General features: G+C 65.8%; 9 protein-coding genes. 2 read left to right on the forward strand and 7 right to left on the reverse strand.

Annotated elements, in window-relative coordinates:
* Positions 1-49: 49 nt before the first annotated feature.
* From C4K38_RS19430 to rpiB, 7 genes are all read right to left on the reverse strand, one after another.
* Positions 50-9,037 carry a TcdA/TcdB pore-forming domain-containing protein gene (locus C4K38_RS19430; protein WP_053279774.1) on the reverse strand — a complete coding sequence of 2,996 codons (8,988 nt, stop codon included), beginning with the start codon at positions 9,035-9,037 and terminating at the stop codon, positions 50-52.
* A gap of 129 nt (positions 9,038-9,166) precedes the next feature.
* The gene (locus tag C4K38_RS19435; protein WP_053279775.1) at positions 9,167-11,308 is read right to left on the reverse strand and encodes a type I secretion system permease/ATPase; all 2,142 of its coding nucleotides are present in this window, start codon (positions 11,306-11,308) and stop codon (positions 9,167-9,169) included.
* Positions 11,309-11,310: 2 nt separating this feature from the next.
* Positions 11,311-12,699 carry an HlyD family type I secretion periplasmic adaptor subunit gene (locus C4K38_RS19440; RefSeq protein ID WP_053279776.1) on the reverse strand — a complete coding sequence of 463 codons (1,389 nt, stop codon included), beginning with the start codon at positions 12,697-12,699 and terminating at the stop codon, positions 11,311-11,313.
* Positions 12,696-14,807 carry a type I secretion system permease/ATPase gene (locus C4K38_RS19445; protein ID WP_053279777.1) on the reverse strand — a complete coding sequence of 704 codons (2,112 nt, stop codon included), beginning with the start codon at positions 14,805-14,807 and terminating at the stop codon, positions 12,696-12,698. The genes C4K38_RS19440 and C4K38_RS19445 overlap by 4 nt, the downstream gene beginning before the upstream one ends.
* A gap of 263 nt (positions 14,808-15,070) precedes the next feature.
* The gene (locus tag C4K38_RS19450; RefSeq protein WP_053279778.1) at positions 15,071-16,633 is read right to left on the reverse strand and encodes a TerC family protein; all 1,563 of its coding nucleotides are present in this window, start codon (positions 16,631-16,633) and stop codon (positions 15,071-15,073) included.
* Between the two features lie 432 nt (positions 16,634-17,065).
* Positions 17,066-18,046, reverse strand: a complete 981-nt coding sequence (locus C4K38_RS19455; RefSeq protein WP_016705332.1) for a sugar-binding transcriptional regulator — start codon at positions 18,044-18,046, stop codon at positions 17,066-17,068.
* Between the two features lie 109 nt (positions 18,047-18,155).
* Complete coding sequence (gene rpiB, locus C4K38_RS19460) at positions 18,156-18,617, reverse strand: ribose 5-phosphate isomerase B (RefSeq protein WP_016705333.1); 462 nt, start codon at positions 18,615-18,617, stop codon at positions 18,156-18,158.
* 284 nt (positions 18,618-18,901) lie between these two features.
* Between rpiB and C4K38_RS19465 the strand changes: the two genes are divergently transcribed.
* Both C4K38_RS19465 and C4K38_RS19470 read left to right on the forward strand, forming a co-directional pair.
* The gene (locus tag C4K38_RS19465; protein ID WP_053279779.1) at positions 18,902-20,389 is read left to right on the forward strand and encodes a sugar ABC transporter ATP-binding protein; all 1,488 of its coding nucleotides are present in this window, start codon (positions 18,902-18,904) and stop codon (positions 20,387-20,389) included.
* Positions 20,386-21,387 carry an ABC transporter permease gene (locus C4K38_RS19470; protein ID WP_053279780.1) on the forward strand — a complete coding sequence of 334 codons (1,002 nt, stop codon included), beginning with the start codon at positions 20,386-20,388 and terminating at the stop codon, positions 21,385-21,387. Before C4K38_RS19465 ends, C4K38_RS19470 begins: the two co-directional genes overlap by 4 nt.
* Positions 21,388-21,411: the final 24 nt, after the last annotated feature.

Consider the following 21,411-nt stretch of genomic DNA (forward strand, 5'->3'; position numbering starts at 1 on the left):
CCGGAGACAGGAGAGGCTTTGCGCCCCTCCCGTGGTTGCTCCTGCGTGGTCAGGTCAGTGAAGGCACCAGCACCGCCTGGGCGGCCTGACGGTTTTGCGGCACCTGTTCACGAGCGCCGCCGGTGTCGGCGAAGGCCGCCATGGCCCCGCTCAGTTTGGCCAGGCTGGGGCCCTCAACCTCCGTCACCGAGGCGATGTCATTCGCCGTCGGCAGGGTCTGGCGCTCGCGCGAGGACAGCTCGAACAAAGCGTCCCTGGCCGATCCCGCCTGGGCAAAGCCCTTCACCAGATGATCGACACTGATCACCGATGAGTCGCCTTGCAGCTCGATCTGCAGATGCCGATGCGCCGCGGCCTGGTTGCCCAACACCTGGCGCAGCACCAGGGCCGTGCCGGTGCCGGCGTCGGTCAGCAGCACGTTCTCGCCCTGACGGCTGACGAGGATGTTCTTGCCATCGGCCACCGGCAGGATCAGGCGATCCAGGGCCTGGCCCGGGTCATCGTTGTCGATCACCACCGTGCGGTAGTGCGCCCACATCGCCGGGCTGAAGCGGTAGGTGTCGCTGGCACCGCCGCCATGCAGCACCACGCTGTCGACCCCGGCGATCAACGGCGGCGCCAGTTCGTCCTGACGACCGCCGACGCCCCCGCCCTGCAGCAGCAGCGAGGAGCCGATACGCTCGACATTGCCGTAGTGCCCGAGCTTCTGCGCAGCCCCCTGCTTGACCTTGTACAGCGCCTGCTCCGTCGGGCTGTAGACATAGGCCGAGCGCTGCGATTCGGCGGCCACGCCGATAAAACGCAGGTCGCTCGCGGCGGGAATGCCGGTGCTGGCGAACATCTGCCCGCTGGCGACATCGAACCAGCCCTGGCTGTCGGCGCCTTGCAAGGTCAACACGCCTTTGGCTCGCCACTGCCCGGCCACTTGGGCCAGCGCCTGGGGCAGATTACCCAGGTGTTGCTGCTGCCAGCCCTTGTCGACCGCCACCAGCTGCACATCGCCGCTGTTGGTGCGCAGCAGGACTTCGCCCTGCACCGTCGTCAGCCGCAACCCGGCATCCACCTGGACCGCCGAGCGCAGTTGCGCCTCGGGCATCGGCAGCGTGGCGGCGGGCAACCGCGCCGAGGCCTCAAGCACCTCGTCGCCACCGAACGCGGTCGCCAGCGCCTCGGGCGTCATCGGTGCCTGGAGGTAGAGCTTGCCGCTCTCGGGCTCGAACAGCCGCGCGCTGGAGCTGGCGCTGTCGAAGCCGAGAAACTGCAGCGGCTTGCCTTGCAGCGAGGACGCCGCCACGATCACCTGGCCGTTGTGGTACCACACCGGCAGCGCGCTCTTACCATCGGCGGCCTTGGCTCCGAATACCGCCAGGGTGGCATTGCTGCCGCTGACACTGGCCAGGTCCTTCCACCAGGTGCTGCGACCCTTGAGCCAATGCTCGTTGACCGCTTCATAGCTCAGGCGCCCTGTCGCCTCGATCCGCGCGACACGCCCGTCCTCGGTCACGGCCACCAGATGGCCGTTGAGTTCGAGCACATTGGCCAGGGTCGGCGTGGCCAGGCGCAAGGCACTCGGCTGGCTACCGTCGAGGACCTGCTGCCCCGGCCCTTCCTGGCGGAACAGCACCTTCTCCTTCTGGCTGTAGAAGAAAAACACTTCCTGGCCAGCGGGCTGCGGCATGCTGCCGGCGAACACCAGATCCGCCGGAATCGGCCAGGCGCTCTGGGGTTTGCCCTGGGCATCCACCGGCGGCAGCTGACCCGCCGGGGGCGCCAGGTTCGGCTTGATCACCGTGCCGTCGCTGGTGCGCACCCAGTAGCGGTGCGCGACTTTGGCGTTATCCAGACCAAACACCGTCACCAGCGCCGCGGCGCTCGGCTCCATCATCGGCGCGCCCAGGTTGTACACCGGGGTGGCGCGCTGCGTGGTTTGGTTCTGGTAGCCCTGGAGCATGGCCTTGAGCGCATCGCCATGCTGGCCGGTGCGGGCCGACAGTTGCAGCAATGCGTCATCGCCGACCACCCCGACCAGCTCCATCCGGTCACCGATGATGCGGAAGTTCAGCTCGGCTTCCCGCTCCTTGAACTGATAACGACGGGCCAGGTAGACCGCGTCGCCCTCTTGCCAGAACCGGCTGATCCGGCCCGCGCTCTGGTTGAACGACGGGGCGAACTGCGCGTCGACCTTGCCGGTGGCGATCTCGACCCGCCACGCCGCGGCGTTCTCGGCGTCGACGAAGTAGGCATGCTCGCCGATGACCGCCCCCAACTGGGCATTCCTGGCCTGTTCCACCTGGGTGTCGGTGAACAGCATGCGGTCCTTGGCGACGTCGTAGAACGCCCGGCCGACATTGCGTCCTTCGTGGCTGTAGTTATCGACGACCACGTACTGACCGTGCAGTTGATGGGCCTTGGCCAGTTCGCTCAGGTGCTGTTCGATACGCTGGCCAGGCAGCTGCCATTTGCTCGCGTCTTCCTCCACCACCCGAGCGCTCATGCCGGCGAAATCGACTTCGCGCACCTCGCCCTTGGCGTTGACCACCAGCACCTGGCCGTTGTGCGCCGGGTCGAGCTTGACCACCACGCCGCCCACCACCAGCTGGTCCTTCGACACGCTGATGCTCTCGCTCGCCAGCTGGCTGCTGTCGATGATCCAGCGCGACGGCGTGCCGGACTCGCTGGACAGATCGACCCGGGTGCCTTCATTGAGGCCGACCAGATAGCGCCCGCCCGCGCCCTTGATCTGGTAGTTCAGATAGCCGTACAGCTCCTTGGGCAGCTCGGGTATCACCAGTTGCCGGTCGCGCGAATCGAGCAGCACCTCGATCGGGGTGTCGACGTACTCCTGGCGAATCCGCCGGATCGTCTCCTCGCTCGGGAAGATGTAGAAGTCGTAGTCGAAGCGCCGGTCTTCCTCGAGCCTGCGGATCACGTCGAAACCGGTGTCATGCCGGGTGGTGGACCCAGGCAGGATCATGTACTCGTAGCTGATGTAGGACTTGGGCGTGCCCGGCAGGATCACCGCCGTGCTGTCGCCATGCTCCAGCGTGCGCGTGGCGTCCTTGTAGCCGATGCCGCTGCGCACCTCGATCGCCTGGCCACGGTCGTGGATCATCTGTGGGAAATCCCCGGCCCAGAAGAAGTAGTTGATCGCCCCGGAACCGGTGGAGCCGTGGTGGGTGCGATAAATGTACTGGCTGTCGAAACCTATCTGGTTGTTGCGCAGGTCCAGGCGCTTGACCACCGCGCCGGCCAGCGGCACCAGCACCTTCTTCTCCGCGTCGTAACGGTAGCCGTTGCCTTTATAGGCCTTGTCGACCGTATCGAAATAGCGCCCGACCGCCTTGGCGTCCTCGGCCACCGCGCCGAAGGCCTGGGCCAGCGCGGTGAAGCCCACCGCCAGGCCGCCGAGGATTACCCCCGCGCCACCGAGCACCGCGGCCGCCGTCGAGGCGCCGAGCAGCCCGGCGCCGACTCCGGCCGCGCCGGTGACGAAGCTGGCCGAGTCGAACGCCAGCTGGGTGCCGAACACCGCCTTCTGCACATCGTTCTCGGCATGGGCCAGTTCATAGGCATCCAGGCCGACCATGGCCCCGCCAAACAGCACGCCCGCGCCTTCGTTGACGGTGTGGCCCAGGGTCGAGGCAAAGTCCTTGAGCGAGGTTTCCGCAGCCATGGCTTCGCCGCGCAACGCGGTCTGTACCAGTTCGGTGACCTTGACCACGTCCTGCAAGGTGCCATGGCCGATCTGCGCCAGGCCCAGGTAGCTGTGGATCTTCAGCGCGGTGGCCAGGTCCGGCGAGACCGTGCCCTGGGCCGTGTCCTTGCGGTTCTTGTCGGCAAACCACTGGATCAGCGTCTGTACCGCGAAGCCGGCGTTCAGGCCGTCCACCGGCGATGCTTCGCTAATGCCGGCACGGGGCCGTATCTGGCCATGCTCCAGGGTGAAGTGTTCGTTGAACACCCGCATGTGCTCATCGACGAAACGCCGGAACTCGACAAAGGTGCCATCGTCGGTGGCCAGCCAGCGGGTCTGCTCGGGTTGGTCACGGTTGATGAACTGGACCCGATAGCCGCCCTCCTTCTGCTCCTCGATGTTGGCAATGATCGGTATCCATTGGCTGCCCAACTGATGTTCCTGGGCCAGCCGGGTGCTGGCGACTTCGAAGCGCGCGCCCCACTGCTCGGCGTCGAAGGTGGTCAAGGCCGCTCCCAGGCGCAGGTCTTCGCTGACGCGCTGCTGGGCGTCCACCGCCTGCTCCACCTGGCGGCGCTGGCCGATGACCCCCGCCAGCTCCTCGGGCCGCGACAGGTCGGCCACATTCAGCCCGTTGCCCACCGGCACCTCGGCCATCTTGCCGGTGTCGATCTCGATCAGGTTGAAGGCCGGCTGCGACTGGCTGCCGAACGAGCCATAGTGCGCGGCCAGCTTGCGCTCCACCAGGTGCTGCTGCATGGCCTTGGTCAGAGCCTTGGTGGAGTCGAAGGCGAAGATCCCCACGTTCGGGTCGTAGAAGTAGTAGCGACGGCCCTCGGCGGTCTGTGTGCTGCCCACCATCATCGAGTGGTTCTGGGTGTTGAGGGCGAACATCGAGGTACCGCTGCCGGCGGCCAGCCGCGAGACCACCTCGGCCAGCTTGAACTGTCCCAGCTCCTTCGACGCCTGGACCGCTTCGACATTGGAATGCAGGCGGATCAGGCTGTTCTTGAGCAGCGTCGAGCTGCCCGCCTGAGGGTCGGCGGAGGCCAGGAACAGCTTCTGCACCAGGCTGTTGACGCCCGCCTCGCCGCCACTGGCCAGGGCCACGGCCATCGCCCGGACCAGGGGGTAGCAACGGCCGCCGGAGCGGTCGCCCACCAGCGACAGGTAGAAGTCCTGCGGCGCCAGCTGGCCGAAGACACTGCCGGCCTTGTGGAAGTCTTCGCTGAACACTGCGGTCTGGCGCAGCACCTTGTCGATGTACTCGGCCTGGGCGGTTTCCGTGATGCGACCGCTCAGGGCGCCACGCTCGCGGGGAGTGAGGGTGCCGTCGAGAAACAGCTGCTTCATCTCCAGGGCCGACATCTTGTCGTTCACCCTGGGGATCTTGATCTCACGGAAATCCCGCAGGCCGTCGCTGAACGCCGTGCCGCGCGCCCCCCGCTGATAGGCCTCGGCAATCGCATAACGCTCGCCGACGCTGCTGGCGCGCTCCTCGCCTGCGCCCTGGATCGCCGTATCGTCGGTGCGCACCACCGCGGCGCTCCCCTCCTTGGCCTTGATCTGCTGCCAGAGCCAGGTCTTTTCCACCGAGCCGGCTTCACGCAACACCGGGTCGTACTGCGCCCGGTAGTAGTCCTGGGTGAGGTTGAGCTGCTTGATCTGCTGGTCGATCAGGCCCTTGTCGCTGGCCCCGCGCCGGTCTTGCTGGAGTTGGTAGCGCTTGTCGGCCAGCTGTTGGATATCGGCGTTGACCTTGGCCTGGACCGCTTCGCGCAGCTGGTTCCAACTGGCGATCGCCGGATGCTCGGGAGAAAAGGCGCCCTCAGTGTAGACGCCGTCGGCCACCCCTTCGACCGACACCCCGAACTGGGTCGCGACTTTCTTCAGGTTCTGGTGCACCTGCTCGCGGTAGGTGGCGAACTCGGCCCGGTTGCGCTCCACCACCTGAGGGTCGGCGGTCTGGATCGCCAGGGGCTGGGCGCCGTCGCGCAGCTTCGGCCAGACCATCTGCCCTTCGCGCTGGTACTCCTGGCGCTGGAACACCAGTTGCCACTGGCCATCGACGTACTGCATGTAGGCCGCGGCCAGGCCCTCGGCGGTGCCGGCGACCTGATAGTCCTTGTAGTCCACCGCCATCACCACGTTGTCGTACAGCAGCGAGCTGTTGACCCGACCGTCGTGGTAGACCCGGAAGGTGTTGGCGTCCAGGCTGGTCACCACCAGCGAGCAGCCCGACAAGGTCCCGGTGAAGAGGAAGCTGCCCGCGGCCGCGTGCTTGGGAATATCCACATAGGCCGGCGCGGCATTGGCCTGGTTCGGGCCGTTGTAGCCGAGGAAATACGCCGGCACGCTGTCGACGCCGCTGCCGGCAATGTCATTGGCGCTGTGCTCGGTGTATTCGAGCTCGTACAGGTTCGGCGCGACCTTGACCAACTGCACGTTGCCCTGGGCCGGCAAGCGTCCCGACTTGACCAGGGCCTCGGCGCTCAGGGTGTGGGTCTTGGCGAACTGCACAGGGTCGGCGGCGAACTGCTGGATGTCGGCGCTGCCCTGGCGCGGTTCGAACCCGGCCCCCAGGGACGCCAGCCCGGTCTTGAGCTGCAGGTCCTTCGCTGCTTGCCCCAGCAGCGCGGGCAACGGGCCAACGCTGGTGAAGCGCGGCGGATGGAACTCCTCGGCCGCCGGCAAGCCCTGGTTGACGATGGGCAGCACGCGAGCCATCACCCCGTCGTACAGCTCGCCGTGCAGCGCCTCCCTGCTGCCTTCGGCGCGGTAGCGGTCGAACATCTGCAGCAGGTCCTGGCCGATGCTGCCCGGCCCCTGGGGTTCATAGCGGGCGGCGACGTACAGGGTCTCGAAGAACGAGTGATAGCCGTTGCGGATCATGAAGGCCGCGTTGGCCATCTGGAACTGCCAGTACTGCTTGACGCTCAGGGCGCCACCGAACAACTCCGGCAAGGCATTGCTGACGGTCTGGGTGGTCCCGGAAATACCGCCCACGAATGGGGTGTCCAGGTCGTTCATGTAGCGGGTGGCGGCATTGCCCGGGTCGGGACGGAACTGGCTGTAGCTGCGGTACTTGTCGTCCGCGATCAGGAACGTGGCATCGGCCTGGGCCTGCTCCGGGTGGGTATTGAGGATCAGGTAGGGGTCGGGCTGATTCAGCCGGTTGTTGATCATGACCTTGTCGGCGCCACTCTGCGGCGCCAGCGCGGCATGGCCATTGACCGGCACCGCGGCCTTGGAAAAGCTGTCGGCCACCGGGCGCAGGGCATGGAACAGCGCCTGCTTGCGCAGGCTGCGGCCCTGGTCGCTCGACAGCAGCGCCTCGACGGTCGGGCGCAGTTTGCCATCGGCCTGCTCCAGCCCTTCGGGGCCACGCAACAACAGGGTCAGCAGCTTGCTGTCCAGGGACCGCTCGACCGCCACCTGATCGAACACATGCACTTTCGGATTATCCGGATGCTGCGCCGCGTTGGCCGCGGCGACCCGTTGGGTTTCCGCGTCGATCGCCCGGACCCGCCATGGCTCGTACAGCGGCGCCAGCAGCAGCTTGGCCTGGGCAATGTCGCTCTGCACATAACCGCCTTGCAGGACCTTGGCCAGCGCCTGGTTGTTCACTAGTTTGTCGGCCAGGCCGAACAGCAGCGCGTCGTTGTCGCGGCTCTGCCAGACCGACGCGGCGAAGGCCTGCTCCCAGAGCACCTTGTTCAGGTTGTTGCCCTTGATATCGCGCAGGCTGGCGCGGCTGTGTTCCGGCATCAGCACCCCGGCCGGGGTGATGTGGTTGCGCTCGAGCAAGCGGGTTAGCTGCTGCACGAAGGTCGTGCGCTCGCGGCTGCCTTCGAACAGCCGGCTGGCCTTGATGCCGCCGTCGCGCAGTTGCTCCAGCTTGTCGAAAAACGCCGCGTTGTATTGATACAGGGCGTCGGTCTGCGCCTTGCTCAGGTGGCTGCTGCTGACCTTGTCACCGTCGACAGTCATCAGCGCAAAAGGCGTCGCAGCGCGGTAATCGCCGCCCTGAGGCATTTCCAGCAGGTACTGGCGCTCGGCAAAACCCACCGAGCGTTCGAGCTCGTGGATATTGACGAAGACGCCGTCACGGTCGGGGTGGTAGCTGTTCTGGCGAAAACCTTCGAGGCCGATGGTCTGGAAGCTGGCGATGTCCGCGTTCTGGTTGATCAGATCGCTCAAGGCGCCGGCCAGGGGCACTTCGCGGGTGACGGTGGTGGTGGGCGACTGGCCGGAGACCTGGATGCCGACCTGGTTCGGCACCTTGCGATCGACACTAGTCAACAGCAGTTTGTGGCCGTTGCCCAGCACCTGGGCCTTGAAGCCTTCGCGCAAGGAGCTTTCCGACACCAGGTGGTTGGCGAAGTACTGCTCGACAAAGGACGTCTTGACCAGCACCGAGCGGATCGGCGCGTAGGTCGGCGAGCGGAAGGACGGCGGCTCGTTCTTCAGCCGGTACTGTTGCTGCCAGGCCAGGGAGCGGGCCGCGGTGCCGAAGGAGAAGTTCAGCACCCCGTCGGTGGGCACCACCAGCCTGCCATTCTCCAGGAAGAAGTCCTTGAAGCGCCCATCGGTGCTGGCATTGACCAGCGCCACGTTCATACGGACGTAGCCGGGGCGCTCTTCCATCATCAGCAGGGAAATGTTCACCGGCAGATCGTCGGAGGCCCGGGGCGGCTTGGCCAGCGCGCCGAGGCTCGCCGCTTGCTGCTCGGGCGCGGCCTTGAGCAAGCTGTTGTAGCGGGCGCTGACTTCCTTGTAGGCCTGCAACTCGGAGAACAGCTTCACGTATTTCTGGCTGAAGGTGGAGTCGGCCACCTGAATGGTCAACTGCTGCTCCAGGCGCTCGATCCGCCCCTTGAGCTTGCCCTGCTTGGCCAGGGCATCGGCCTTCAGGCCCTTGATTTCCAGCTGCTTGGCACCACCGGGGCTGAGCATGCCCAGGGCGGTGTTCCAGGTGCTGTCATAGTGAGTGATCGCCGTCTGCTGGCGGCTGTACAACAGGATGTCGCGGTCCAGTTGCAGCTTGTAGGCGCTGGTCGCCGGGGTGTCGGGGATGGCGTTCATCTCCTGGCGGCGTTGCTGCAGCGTCTTCAACTGGTCACCGACCGAGACCGGGTTGTCTTGCATCTGATAATGCTGGGCGGCCAGCACGCTCAGGGTGCTCTGCTGCATTTCCAGCAGGCGCTCGCCAACCTGGGCGATGTACGCGGCGCGCTCGTCGGCGCTCATGTTGAACCATTCGGTTTGCCGGCCTGCCGCCTTGACCTGTTGATCGATCAGGGTATTGAGCAGGCGCGTGAAGTCCTTGGACATGGAAGCCATTGCAGTGATCCTTTGTCTGTTTTGAGCCAAGCCCTTCGCACCGCGAAAGGCTGCCTATTCGGTATGGGTATCCGGGGTGGGGAGAGATGCCTGGTTCGTGCGTTCTCCTGCCGTCAGTGGGTCAGCGGTTCAATCCTTCATCTGCAAGGCCCACTGCCGGGCATACAGCCCGTCCAGGGCGAGCAGCTGTTCGTGGGTGCCCTGTTCGAGCACCCGGCCCTGGTCGATGACCAGGATCCGGTCGGCGTGGCGCAGGGTATTGAGGCGATGGGCCACGCTGATCACCGTGCGGCCCTGGGCGATGCCCTGCAGGTTGGCCATCACCGCCGCTTCCGACTCGTAGTCCAGGGCGCTGGTGGCTTCGTCCAGGAGCAGGATCCCGGGGTTGCTCAGCAGGGCCCGGGCCAGGGCGATGCGCTGGCCCGGGCCGCCGGAAAGCTGACCGCCGCGCTCGCCGACCTGGGTCTCGTAGCCCTGGGCCAGGGCCTCGATAAAGGTCGCCGCCCCCGCCAGGCTGGCGGCGTGCTGCACCTCGGCATCGCTGGCCTGGGGCCGGCACAGGCGGATGTTCTCGGCCACGCTGCCGGCGAACAGCACGCTTTCCTGCAGCACCACGCTCATGTTGCGGCGCAGGGCCACCGGGTCGGCGATGGCCAGGTCGATGCCGTCCACCAGCACCCGGCCGTGCTGGGGCACATAGAGGCGCTGCAACAGGCGCGTCAGGGTCGACTTGCCGGAGCCGGATGGCCCGGTGATGCCGACGAATTCCCCCGGCTGGATCTCCAGGTCGAGGCTGCGCAGGATCTCCTGGCCGTCTTCCTCATAGCGAAAGCGCACGCCCTGGAAACTCACCCCGCCCTGCAACGCCGGCACCGAGGCCAGGCCGCCGCTGCCGCTTTCGCACTCGGTGTCGAGAATGTCGCCCAGGCGCCGCAGGGAAATCAGGGTGTGCTGGAAGTCCTGCCAGACCTGGGCCAGGCGCAGGATCGGCTCCACCACATGGCCGGCCAGCATGTTGAAGGCCACCAGTTGGCCGGGGCTCAACTGGCCGTCCAGCACCAGCATCACCCCCCACCACAGCAACAGCGCCGCGGTGAGTTTCTGGATCACGCCAATGCCCTGCCCGGCCCAGATACCGACGATGCGAGTGTGGAACGCCGCGCGCACATAGGCCGCCATCTGCCGTTGCCACTGCTGCTGGAAGCCGCCTTCAATGGCCCCGGTCTTGATGGTCTCAATGCCGGTCACCGCTTCGGTGAGAAAGGCGGTGTTGGCCGCGTTCAACTCGTATTCGCGCAAGGCCCGGCTGCGCAGCAAGGGCCCCACGCACAGCCAGAACAGGAAGTACAAGGCCAGGGAACCGACCACCACCCAGGTCAGCAGCGGTGCATAGGCATACATCACGGCGATGAACAGCCCGCAGAAGGCCAAGTCCAGCACCAGGGTCAGGGCCGAGCCGGTGAGGAACTGGCGGATCTGCTGCATCTCGCCGACCCGGGCGATGATCTCGCCGGTCTGCCGCCCCTGGAAATAGCCCAGCGGCAGCTGGATCAGATGCTGGTACAGGCGCGCGGACAACTCGGCGTTGATCCTGCTCGCCACGTTGCTGAACAGCCAGGACCGCAGCAGGCCGAACAGGGGCTCGAACAGCGCCAAGGCCAGCATGGCGATGCCCAGCACTTGCAGGCTGGACAGGCCGCGACTGACCAGGACCCGGTCGATGATGTTCTCGAACAGTAGCGGCGTGACCAGCGCCACCAGTTGCAGCATCAGCGACACCAGCAGCACGCTGCGAAACTGCCGCCCGTGCTTGAGGATCGACGGCAGGAACCAGCCGATGCCGAAGCCGCGCGCCTTGGGTTCGACATGCCGCTCGGCCAGCAGCAGCACCTGGCCCTGCCAGAGCGCTGCCAGCTCCTCACGAGACAAGCTCTGGCACTGCCCCTGCAACGGCCAGAACAGCCGCACCTGGTCGCCGTCCACCGCGTCCAGCACCGCCCAGCCCTGGCTGGTTTCCAGCAGCGCCGGCAACGGCAGGTGCTGCAAGCGCTGCACCTGGCTGTGCACCGCCCGCGCCCGCAGGCCGATCCAGCCGGCGCAGCGCCGCAGGTCGAGGCTGTCGGCCAGGCCCTCGACCCGCCCCAGGCGGTGGTTCAGTTGCGCCGCGCTGATGCTCAGGTCGAAACGCCGGGCGGCCCAGGCCAGGGCGTGCAGGCCGGTATCGAGGACAGTCGGCGACTGTTCGGCCGCGGGATTGAAGGCGGTGGTCATGCTCAACGCTCCCGCAACGCTTCGGACTGATACTCGCGAATCGGGCTCAGCAGGTAATTGATCACCCGCCGCTCGCCCGTGCGGATCTCGCCGGTCACGCTCATCCCGGCCTGCAAGGGCATCCACCCCTGCCCCGCGGCGATCGCGGCGCGCTCCAGGCGGATCCGGGTCGGGAACACCAGGCCCAGCTGTTCGTCCTTGATGGCGTCGCCGGAGACATGCTCGACCGTGCCGCGCAAGGTGCCGTAGCGGGTGTAGGGAAAGGCGTCGACCTTGATCTCCACCGGCTGGCCGGCCCTGACGAAACCGACGTCCTTGTTCAGCACCATGACCTCGGCATCCAGCTCGGCCCCCTCGGGCACTATCACCAGCAGTTGCTGCGCCGGTTGCACCGCGCCGCCCAGGGTATGCACCGCCAGTTGCTGGACCACCCCGTCCACCGGCGCCAGCAGGGTTTGCAGGCGCTGCCGGTCGCGGCCACGGATCAGTTGCTGTTCGAGCACGGCGACATCCTGGTGGCTGCGGTTGAGCAGGTCGTGCTGCTCGCGCTGGGTCCTGGCCAGGAAGCTGTCGCGCTGCTCCCGGCGGTTCTGCGCCTGGGCCTTGAGCACCTGCAGCTCGGCATGTTGCTGGGCCAGGGAACGCTCGACCTCCAGTTGCTCCTTTTCCTGTTCGAGCAATTCGACCCGGGGCATCAACTGTTCGGCCGCCATCGCCCGCCGTGCATCGAGGCGTCGGCGAACGTTGCTGGCCAGCTTGCCCAGGGCGGCGATCTCGCTGTTGCGGGCCTGTTGGCTGGCCTGGTTGATGGCGATCTCGGCGTTGAGGCTGTCGAGGTTGGCGCGGATCTCCTTCCAGGTGCTCGCCAACTGTTCCCGCGCCGCCGCGAGCTGTTCCGCGTCCAGGCCGTCCGGCGCCTGGTAGCTGCCCAGCGGGTCCGGGGTCAGCAGCGCGCGGGCCCGGGCCAGCTCCAGGCGCTTGAACGCCAGTTGCGCGCGCAACTCGCTCAACTCGGCGTCGATGCCGATCGGGTTCAGCGCCACCAGCACATCGCCGGCCTTGACCCGTTGCCCGTCACGCACATGGATGGCCCGCACTTCGCCGGCCTCATGGGCCTGGATCACCTTGGTGTAGCTGGAGACCATCAGGCGCCCGGCGGCGCTGGCATGAATGTCGAGGAAGCCGAGGATCGCCCAGCCCAGGGCCAGCAGGATCGACAGGATCAACACCAGTGCCGTGCCCCGCGCCCAAGGCGCGGGCGGGCGCTCGACAATCTCCAGGTAACCGGGCTGGAACTCGTACTCGTCGCGGCTGCGTTTGAGCAGCGCCGGCGCCTCGCGCAGCTGCTGCCAGGCGCGTCGCAAGGGGGTCAGGAATGAACCGCGCATCATTCGGCCTCCTTGCGCAGCGCCTGTTGCAGCGCCCACAAGCGCGCATAACAGCCGCCGTTGGCCAGCAGTTGCTGGTGGCTGCCCGACTCGCTGATACGCCCCTGCTCCAGGGCGATGATGCGTTGGCAATGGCGGACCGCGGACAGGCGGTGGGCGATGATGATCACCGTGCGACCTTCGGCGATGCGCGCCATGTTGTCCTGGATCAGCGCCTGGGATTCGTCGTCCAGGGCGCTGGTGGCTTCGTCGAAAATCAGGATCCGCGGGTCGCCCATCAGCGCCCGGGCAATGGCGATGCGTTGCCGCTGGCCACCGGACAGCGAGCTGCCGGCCTCGGCCAGCACCGTGTCGTAGCCCAGCGGCAGACGCAGGATGAAGTCATGGGCGCCGGCCAGGCGCGCCGCGGCGATCACGTTTTCCAGGGACGCCGTGGGATGGCGCAGGGCGATGTTGTGCCGCACGCTGCGGTTGAACAGGTAGTTTTCCTGCAGCACCACGCCGATCTGACTGCGCAACCAGGCTGGCTGCAACTGCTGCAGCGGCATGCCGTCAATGAGGATGCGCCCGGCGTCCGGGGTGTAGAGTTTTTGCAGCAGGCGGGTCAGCGTGCTCTTGCCCGACCCGGACGGCCCGACGATGCCCAGGGTCTGGCCAGCGGCGATATGCAGGTCCAGGCCGCGCAGCACCAGCTCCAGTTCCGGGCGATAGCGGAACGTCACCTGCTCGATGCGCACCTCGCCACGCAGGGCCTGTGCCGGGCGTTGATCCCCCTCGGCCTGCTCCACCGGCAGGTTGAGCATGTCGCCCAGCTTGTCCACCGACACCCGCACCCGGACGAACTGCTGCCAGACCTCGATCAGCTTGGCCAGGGGCTGGCTGACGTGGGACAGCATCATGTTGAAGGCGATCAACTGGCCAATGGTCATCTGCAGGTCGATGACCTTGCTCGCCCCCCAGCAAATCACCGCCACCGCCGTGACTTTCTGCAACAGCGTGACCATCTGGCTGATCGCGCTGCCCAGGGTCTGGCTGGCAAAACCGGCCTCGACCATCTCCGCCGTCTGCGCCTCCCAGCGCCGCTGCATGCGCGGTTCCACCGCCAGGCTCTTGATGGTTTCGCTGCTGCTTACGCTTTCGTTGAGAAAGACCGTGTTGCGCGCGGCGCTGTAGAACTGCCGCTCGATACGTTTCTCCAGCGGCCCGGTGCTGGCCCAGGCCAGCAGCACATAGAGCGGCAGGGTCAGCAGCACCAGCAGCGTCAGCGGCCAGGAGATCCAGGCCATGACCGCGAAAAACACCAGGGTGAAGGCCACATCCACGCACAGGGTCAGCAGGGAGCCGGTGAGGAACTCGCGGATGCTGTCCAGCTCCTGCACCCGGGTGATGATCGCGCCTACCTGGCGCTGCTTGAAGTACAGCAGCGGCAGGCCAAGCAGGTGGCGGAACAGCTTGACCCCAAGGCCGATATCGATGCGATTGGCGGTGTGCGCCGAGAGGTATTCGCGCAAGCCCTTGAGCAGCACCTCGAACAGGCCGACCACCACCAGGGTCATCACCAGCACGTCGAGGGTCGACAGCGCCCGGTGCACCATGACCTTGTCCATCACCGCCTGGAAGAACAACGGGGTCGCCAGGGCCAGCACTTGCAGCAGCAACGAGCACAGCAACACTTCGCCGAGTATCCGCCGGTGGCGCAGCAGTTCCGGAACGAACCAGGACAGGTCGAAGCGCAGGCCGCCCTGGCGCAGGCGTATCACCTCGCCGCTCCACTCCTCGGTCAACTGCGCGCGATCGAGCACATCCGGGGTATGGGCTGCCGGTCGCTGTACCAGGGCCTGCGCGTCGGACAACCGGGCCAGCAGGATAAAAGCGCCGCTGCGGTCGCGCCAGACCAGGGGCAGCATCTTCGAGGTCAGCCGGGCCAGCGCCAGACGCTCCAGGCGCAGCTCGACGCCGGCGCCCCGGGCGTAGTCCTTGAGCGCCCGACGCAGGTCGCGCTCGTCTCCCGGGTCGGCGGCCTGTGGCGCGCGCTCCTGGGTCAGTTGCAGCAGCAGTTGGCAACAGGCCAGGGCCGAGTGGATGGCAGCGGTGGCGGAGAGCTCCGCCATGGCGGGGCATTCGACAGGGGCTGGCTGCGGGGGTATTGCGGGATTGACTGACATAGACCGCTCGTTTCAAGACCCTCGCGGCAAGAACAAGGGTGCATGGAGATACGAAACCAGTCTGCGGCAGCTGTCCGGGAATGATAATCAGCCGCGGGGTTGAAAGCTTTTAAGCAAAACTTAATCAATCGGAACCTGGCCTTGGGCGCGAGCCATATTCCGGGCAAAAAAAAGCCGGACTCGCGTCCGGCTTTCTGTCAGCTCATGGCTCAGGCAGCGTCCGGCCTGTGCATCAGCACCCGGGTCACCCGCCGCTCTTCCACCCTCACCACCTGCAGCGTCCAGTCCTGCCATTGCAGTCGGTCACCAATCACCGGCAAGCGGTCCAGCAGGCTCATCACCAGCCCGGCCAGGGTCTGGTAGTCCTCGGTCGGCTCGGCGTTGAAGCCGGTGCGCTGGCGGATCTGCGTCAGGTTCAAGGCGCCGCTGACCATGAAACCGCCCTGCTCTTCGACAATGTCCGGGCCTTCGATTTCGCTGGCGTCGGGCAGCTCGCCGGCGATGGATTCGAGGATGTCGGTCATGCTCAGCACGCCGACGAAATCGCCGAATTCGTTGATCACGAACGCGATGTGGGTCGAGGCCTTGCGCATCTGCTCCAGGGCATTGAGGATCGAGAAGCTGTCCAGCAGGTTGATCGCCGTGCGCGCCAGGTGCTCCAGGTTCGGCTCGTTGCCGGCCAGGTATTCCTTGAGCAGTTCCTTCTTGTGCACGAAGCCCAGCGGCTCTTCCACCGCGCCGTCGCGAACCAGCGGCAGGCGCGAGTAGGACGAATGCATCAGCTTGTTGCGGATGGCTTCGGCATCGTCGGCCAGGTCGATGTAGTCGACGTCGGCGCGCACGGTCATCAGGGTACGGATCGGTCGCTCGGCCAGTTGCAGCACACCACTGATCATCACCCGCTCGCGGCGGTCGAACAGCTCGGCGCTCGGCGCTTGGCCATTGTCCAGCAGGTCGACGATCTCCTCGCCCACCTCCTCCACCGCCAACTGGCGACCACCCAGCAGGCGCATCACCGCATGGGCCGTGCGTTCACGTATCGGCCGCAGGCCCTGCATCGACTTCTTGCGGCGGGCACGGGCGATCTGGTTGAACAGCTCGATCAGGATCGAGAAGCCGATGGCCGCGTACAGGTAGCCTTTCGGGATGTGGAAGCCCAGACCTTCGGCGGTCAGGGCAAAACCGATCATCATCAAGAAGCCCAGGCACAGCATGATCACCGTCGGGTGGGCGTTGACGAAGCGGGTCAGCGGCTTGCTGGCGACGATCATCAGGCCGATGGAAATGATCACCGCGATCATCATCACCGCCAGTTCGTCGACCATGCCCACGGCAGTGATCACCGCGTCCAGGGAGAACACCGCGTCCAGCACCACGATCTGCGCCACGATCGGCCAGAACAATGCGTAAGCGGCATTGCCGGTGCGCTGGCTGACATGACCTTCCAGACGCTCATGCAACTCCATGGTGGCCTTGAACAACAGGAACACACCACCGAACAGCATGATCAGGTCACGGCCGGAGAAGCTCTTGCCGAACACCTCGAACAGCGGCGCGGTCAGGGTCACCAACCAGGAAATGCTCGCCAGCAGGCCCAGGCGCATGATCAGCGCCAGGGACAGGCCGATGATCCGCGCGCGGTCACGCTGATGAGGCGGCAACTTGTCCGCGAGGATCGCGATAAACACCAGGTTGTCGATACCCAGCACCAGCTCCAGCACGATCAGGGTCAACAGGCCAAGCCAGGCCGTGGGGTCCATTATCCATTCCATAAAAACGACTCTATCTCTCCAGTGAATTCAGACAGCCGGGCACGGCAAGGCAAGGCCACAAGGCCTTTGAACGGCGAACGCAGGCCAGCGCCCAAGGGTTGCGACAACCGGCGGCGAGCAGCGAAAAACAGGAAGTTCGGGGTAACGGCCGCGCCCTATGACTGACAAAAGGCGTCGCGAAGCGAATCGAGCGGGGAAAGACTGAGGCGTCCAGGGATAGGGACGACTGGGAGGCTCCGAGAGGGTGTTCATGCAAGTCCTGTAAAGAAAAACGGACTTGAATCCTACAACCTCAAGGGAAATTTCCTATGGGGAAATCATTTCAAGATCTTAGCGGGGGCTGCCCGGACCCACGCTATCGCGAACCGGCCCGCCCCTGCAAAGGCGTTTTTTTTGCAGGAACAGGCTGGTTCATGATGCGCTCTGGCGACCTCAGCCCTTACGCGTTGCATCGTCCAGCGCAAGGATGGTGTGGGCATTGGTCACGGTGGTCGCCAGGGTGTTGATCACCCCGGAGCGCAAGGCGCCGAGGGTCGCGGCGGCCTTGGTGTTCTCACTGGCGATGGCCACCACATCGGGAATGCGCACCAGCTCCTGCACGGTCAGGCCGATCACCCGGCCTTGGATGGCGTTGACCGCCGGCTGGCCATGAATGTCGATGAAGTCGTAGCCCATCATGTCGCCCACGGTACCGGACAGCCGCGCCTGGGCGATTTCCTGGGGCGAGAACCAGCCCATGCGCACCATGTTGCTGTTCTCGCTCATGTCGCCAATGCCGATCAGCGCGATGTCGGCGCGCCGGGCGCGGTCCAGGGTCGAACGCACGGTGTCGTTGCTGATCAGCACGCTGCGCAGCTCCGGGTTGGCCACCAGCGCCGGGGCGTACAGGGTTTCGCTTTCCGCGCCGAAACGCAGGGCCAGGCGCCGGCAGATATGGTCGGGGTTCATGTACTCGCCGGCGCGCAACGAGCCGCCGATGGCGCAGACGAAGGTGCAGTTGCGGGTCACCGGCAGGAACACGTTGTCGGCCACCGCGCCGACATTGCGGCCCATGCCGACGGCGACGATCATCCCATCGCTCAGGGTCTTGTTCAGGTAGTTGGCCACCAGGCTGGCCACCGCCGAGCGCTGGGTGTCGGGGTCGCTGTGGTCGACCGCGATCAGTGCCCGATCCAGCTGGAAGCGCTCCACCAGCGCCTGCTCCAGCTCGTTGTTCATCGCCGGATGCTGCAGCACCCGGACTTCGACTATGCCTTCGTCCCGCGCCCGCTTGAGCAGGCGACTGACCTTGGCCCGGGACAGGTCGAAGCGCTTGGCGATGGCCTCCTGAGTGACGTTCTCAAGGTAATAGAGCATCGCCACCTCGGTCATCAGATCGATGTCGCTGGCTCCGCGCGGGGTACTGTCACTCATGTGGACTGGCTTCCGTATGGGCATCAAAGGCGCATTCTCTCTAGTCGATGCAGGTCGCGTCTACAGCCGGTTCCGCCCCATGGGCAGCGGGCTCCGCGGCAGCCGGCGCCTACCGGTGGCCGTCGCGCTCGATGGCGTTGATCCGCTCGACCTTGGCCCCCGAGCGCGCGGACTCGAACTCCGACTCGAGGAACGACTTGACGATGCTCTTGGCCAGCTCGGCCCCCACCACCCGCGCGCCGATGGAGAGAATCTGTGCATCGTTGCTCTTGCGTGCGCGCTCGGCCGAATAGGTGTCGTGGGCCTGGGCCGCGCGGATGCCCGGCACCTTGTTGGCCGAGATGGCCATGCCGATGCCCGTGCCGCAGACCAGCACCCCCAGGCGGTGATGCCCGGCGCCGATGGCCGTGGCCACCGCCAGGGCAATGTCCGGATAGAGCACCGGCTCCAGGGAATGGGTGCCGAAATCCTCCACCGGATGGCCCAGGGTCTCGATATGGCGCTTGAGCAACTCCTTGAGCTCGAAACCCGCTTCATCACATCCGATGGCCACTGAAAAGGCTGTGTTCATGGCATTTCGCTCCGCTGTCTGGGTGAGAGCAAGACTGATCATATGATCACTATCTGAAACTTTGCTCAGTCATTTCTCAGGCATTCACCCCCTGACTGTCAAGCAGGATTTACCTGACAGTCGAGTAAAGGCCCTACACAAAGGGTTACGAAAGCATGAATGACCGCCGATACAGATTTACCTTGAAAGAGATTGACTGATCAGAATTTCATTTGATACACATATGATCACAGCGAAACATGACTCTGCGACCTAATAAGAATTCACAGCACGAGGACACGCCGATGGCCACGCCATTACTGCTCCAGGCTGAACATGTCGCCAAGGCCTATGCCGGGATCCCTGCCCTGCGCGATGGCCGCCTCGCCCTGCGCGCCGGCAGCGTGCACGCCCTGTGCGGCGGCAACGGCGCCGGCAAATCCACCTTCCTCAGCATCCTGATGGGCATCACCCAGCGTGACGCCGGCAGCATTGCGCTCAACGGCCGCCCGGTGCAGTTCAACCGCCCTGGCGAGGCGCTGGCCGCCGGGGTGGCGATGATCACCCAGGAACTGGAACCGATTCCCTACATGAGCGTCGCCGAGAACATCTGGCTCGGCCGCGAACCACGCCGCGCCGGCTGCATCGTCGACCGCAAGGCCCTCAACCGGCGCACCCGCGAGCTGCTGGAGAACCTGGAGTTCGAGGTCGACCCCGACAGCCCCATGCACCGCCTGAGCGTGGCCCAGGTGCAACTGGTGGAAATCGCCAAGGCCTTCAGCCATGACTGCCAGGTGATGATCATGGACGAGCCGACCTCGGCCATCGGCGAGCGCGAAGCCGAGACCCTGTTCAAGGCCATCCGCCGCCTCACCGCCCGCGGCGCCGGGATCGTCTATGTCTCGCACCGCTTGAGCGAGCTGGCGCAGATCGCCGACGACTACAGCATCTTCCGCGACGGCGCCTTCGTCGAAAGCGGGCGCATGGCCGACATCGATCGCGCCCACCTGGTGCGCGGCATCGTCGGCCAGGAACTGCAACGCATCGACCACAAGATCGGGCGCGAATGCGCGGCGCACAATTGCCTGGAAGTCCAGGGCCTGAGCCGCGACGGCGAGTTCCAGGACATCAGCCTGCAACTGCGCCAGGGCGAGATTCTCGGCATCTACGGCCTGATGGGCTCAGGCCGCAGCGAATTCCTCAATTGCCTCTATGGCCTCACCGAGCCCGACGCCGGCACGGTCAGCCTGCAAGGCCGGCCGCTGCCGGTCGGCGCACCGGCGGCGACCATTCGCGCCGGCCTGTCGCTGGTCACCGAAGACCGCAAGGACAGCGGCCTGGTGCTCAGCGGCAGCATCCTGTCCAACATTGCCCTGTCGGCCTACCGGCAGCTGTCGAGCTGGTCGCTGATCAACGCCCGCAAGGAACAGGCGCTGGCCCGGGACATGGTCAAGCGCCTGCAGATCAAGGTCTCCTCCCTGGACCTGCCGGTGGCCTCCATGAGCGGCGGCAACCAGCAGAAGGTGGTGCTCGCCAAGTGCCTGTCGACCCAGCCGGTGTGCCTGCTGTGCGACGAACCGACCCGGGGCATCGACGAAGGCGCCAAGCAGGAGATCTACCACCTGCTGGACGAGTTCGTGCGGGCTGGCGGCGCGGCCATAGTGGTCTCGTCCGAAGCCCCGGAACTGCTCCACCTGAGCGATCGCATCGCGGTGTTCAAGGGCGGCCGCCTGGTCACCATCAGCACCGATACCGCTCTTTCCCAGGAAGCCCTGCTGAGTCTCGCCTCATGAATGCCAAGACCCTTGTCACCCCCACCGCCACACCCGCCTCCAACGCCGTCGGCCCGGCACCCCGCAGCCGCCTGCGCCTGGCCCTCGACCGCTTCGGCCTGCCGCTGGTATTCATCCTGCTGTGCGTGGTCATGGCCTTCGCCAGCGAGTACTTCATGACCTGGCGCAACTGGATGGACATCCTGCGCCAGACCTCGATCAACGGCATTCTCGCGGTGGGCATGACCTACGTGATCCTGACCAAGGGCATCGACCTCTCGGTGGGTTCGATCCTCGCCTTCGCCGGCCTGTGCAGCGCCCTGGTGGCCACCCAGGGCTACGGGCTGCTGGCCGCGGTCAGCGCCGGGATGTTCGCCGGGGCGATGCTCGGGGTGGTCAACGGTTTCATGGTCGCCAACCTGTCGATCCCGCCCTTTGTCGCCACCCTCGGCATGCTCAGCATCGCCCGCGGCATGACCTTCATTCTCAACGACGGCAGCCCGGTCACCGACCTGCCGGAAAACTACCTGGCCCTGGGCATCGGCAAGATCGGCCCGGTGGGCGTGCCGGTCGTGATCTTCGCCGTGGTCGCGCTGATCTTCTGGATGGTCCTGCGCTACACCACCTACGGCCGTTACGTGTACGCGGTGGGCGGCAACGAAAAGAGCGCCCGCACCTCGGGGATCGGCGTACGCAAGGTGATGTTCTCGGTGTACGTGGTCTCGGGCCTGCTGGCGGGCCTGGCCGGCGTGGTGCTCTCGGCCCGCACCACCTCCGCCCTGCCCCAGGCCGGCACGTCCTATGAACTGGACGCCATCGCCGCGGTGGTGATCGGCGGCACCAGCCTCTCCGGCGGCACCGGCAGCATCGTCGGCACCCTGTTCGGCGCCCTGTTGATCGGTGTGATCAACAACGGCCTGAACCTGCTCGGGGTGTCTTCCTATTACCAACAAGTCGCCAAGGGCTTGATCATCGTGTTCGCGGTGCTCATCGATGTCTGGCGCAAGAAGAAACGCTGACTCCCCCGTCCTTTCCATGGCACG

Origin of the sequence: Pseudomonas chlororaphis subsp. piscium (genome assembly GCF_003850345.1) — a bacterium.
Lineage (GTDB): Bacteria > Pseudomonadota > Gammaproteobacteria > Pseudomonadales > Pseudomonadaceae > Aquipseudomonas > Aquipseudomonas piscium.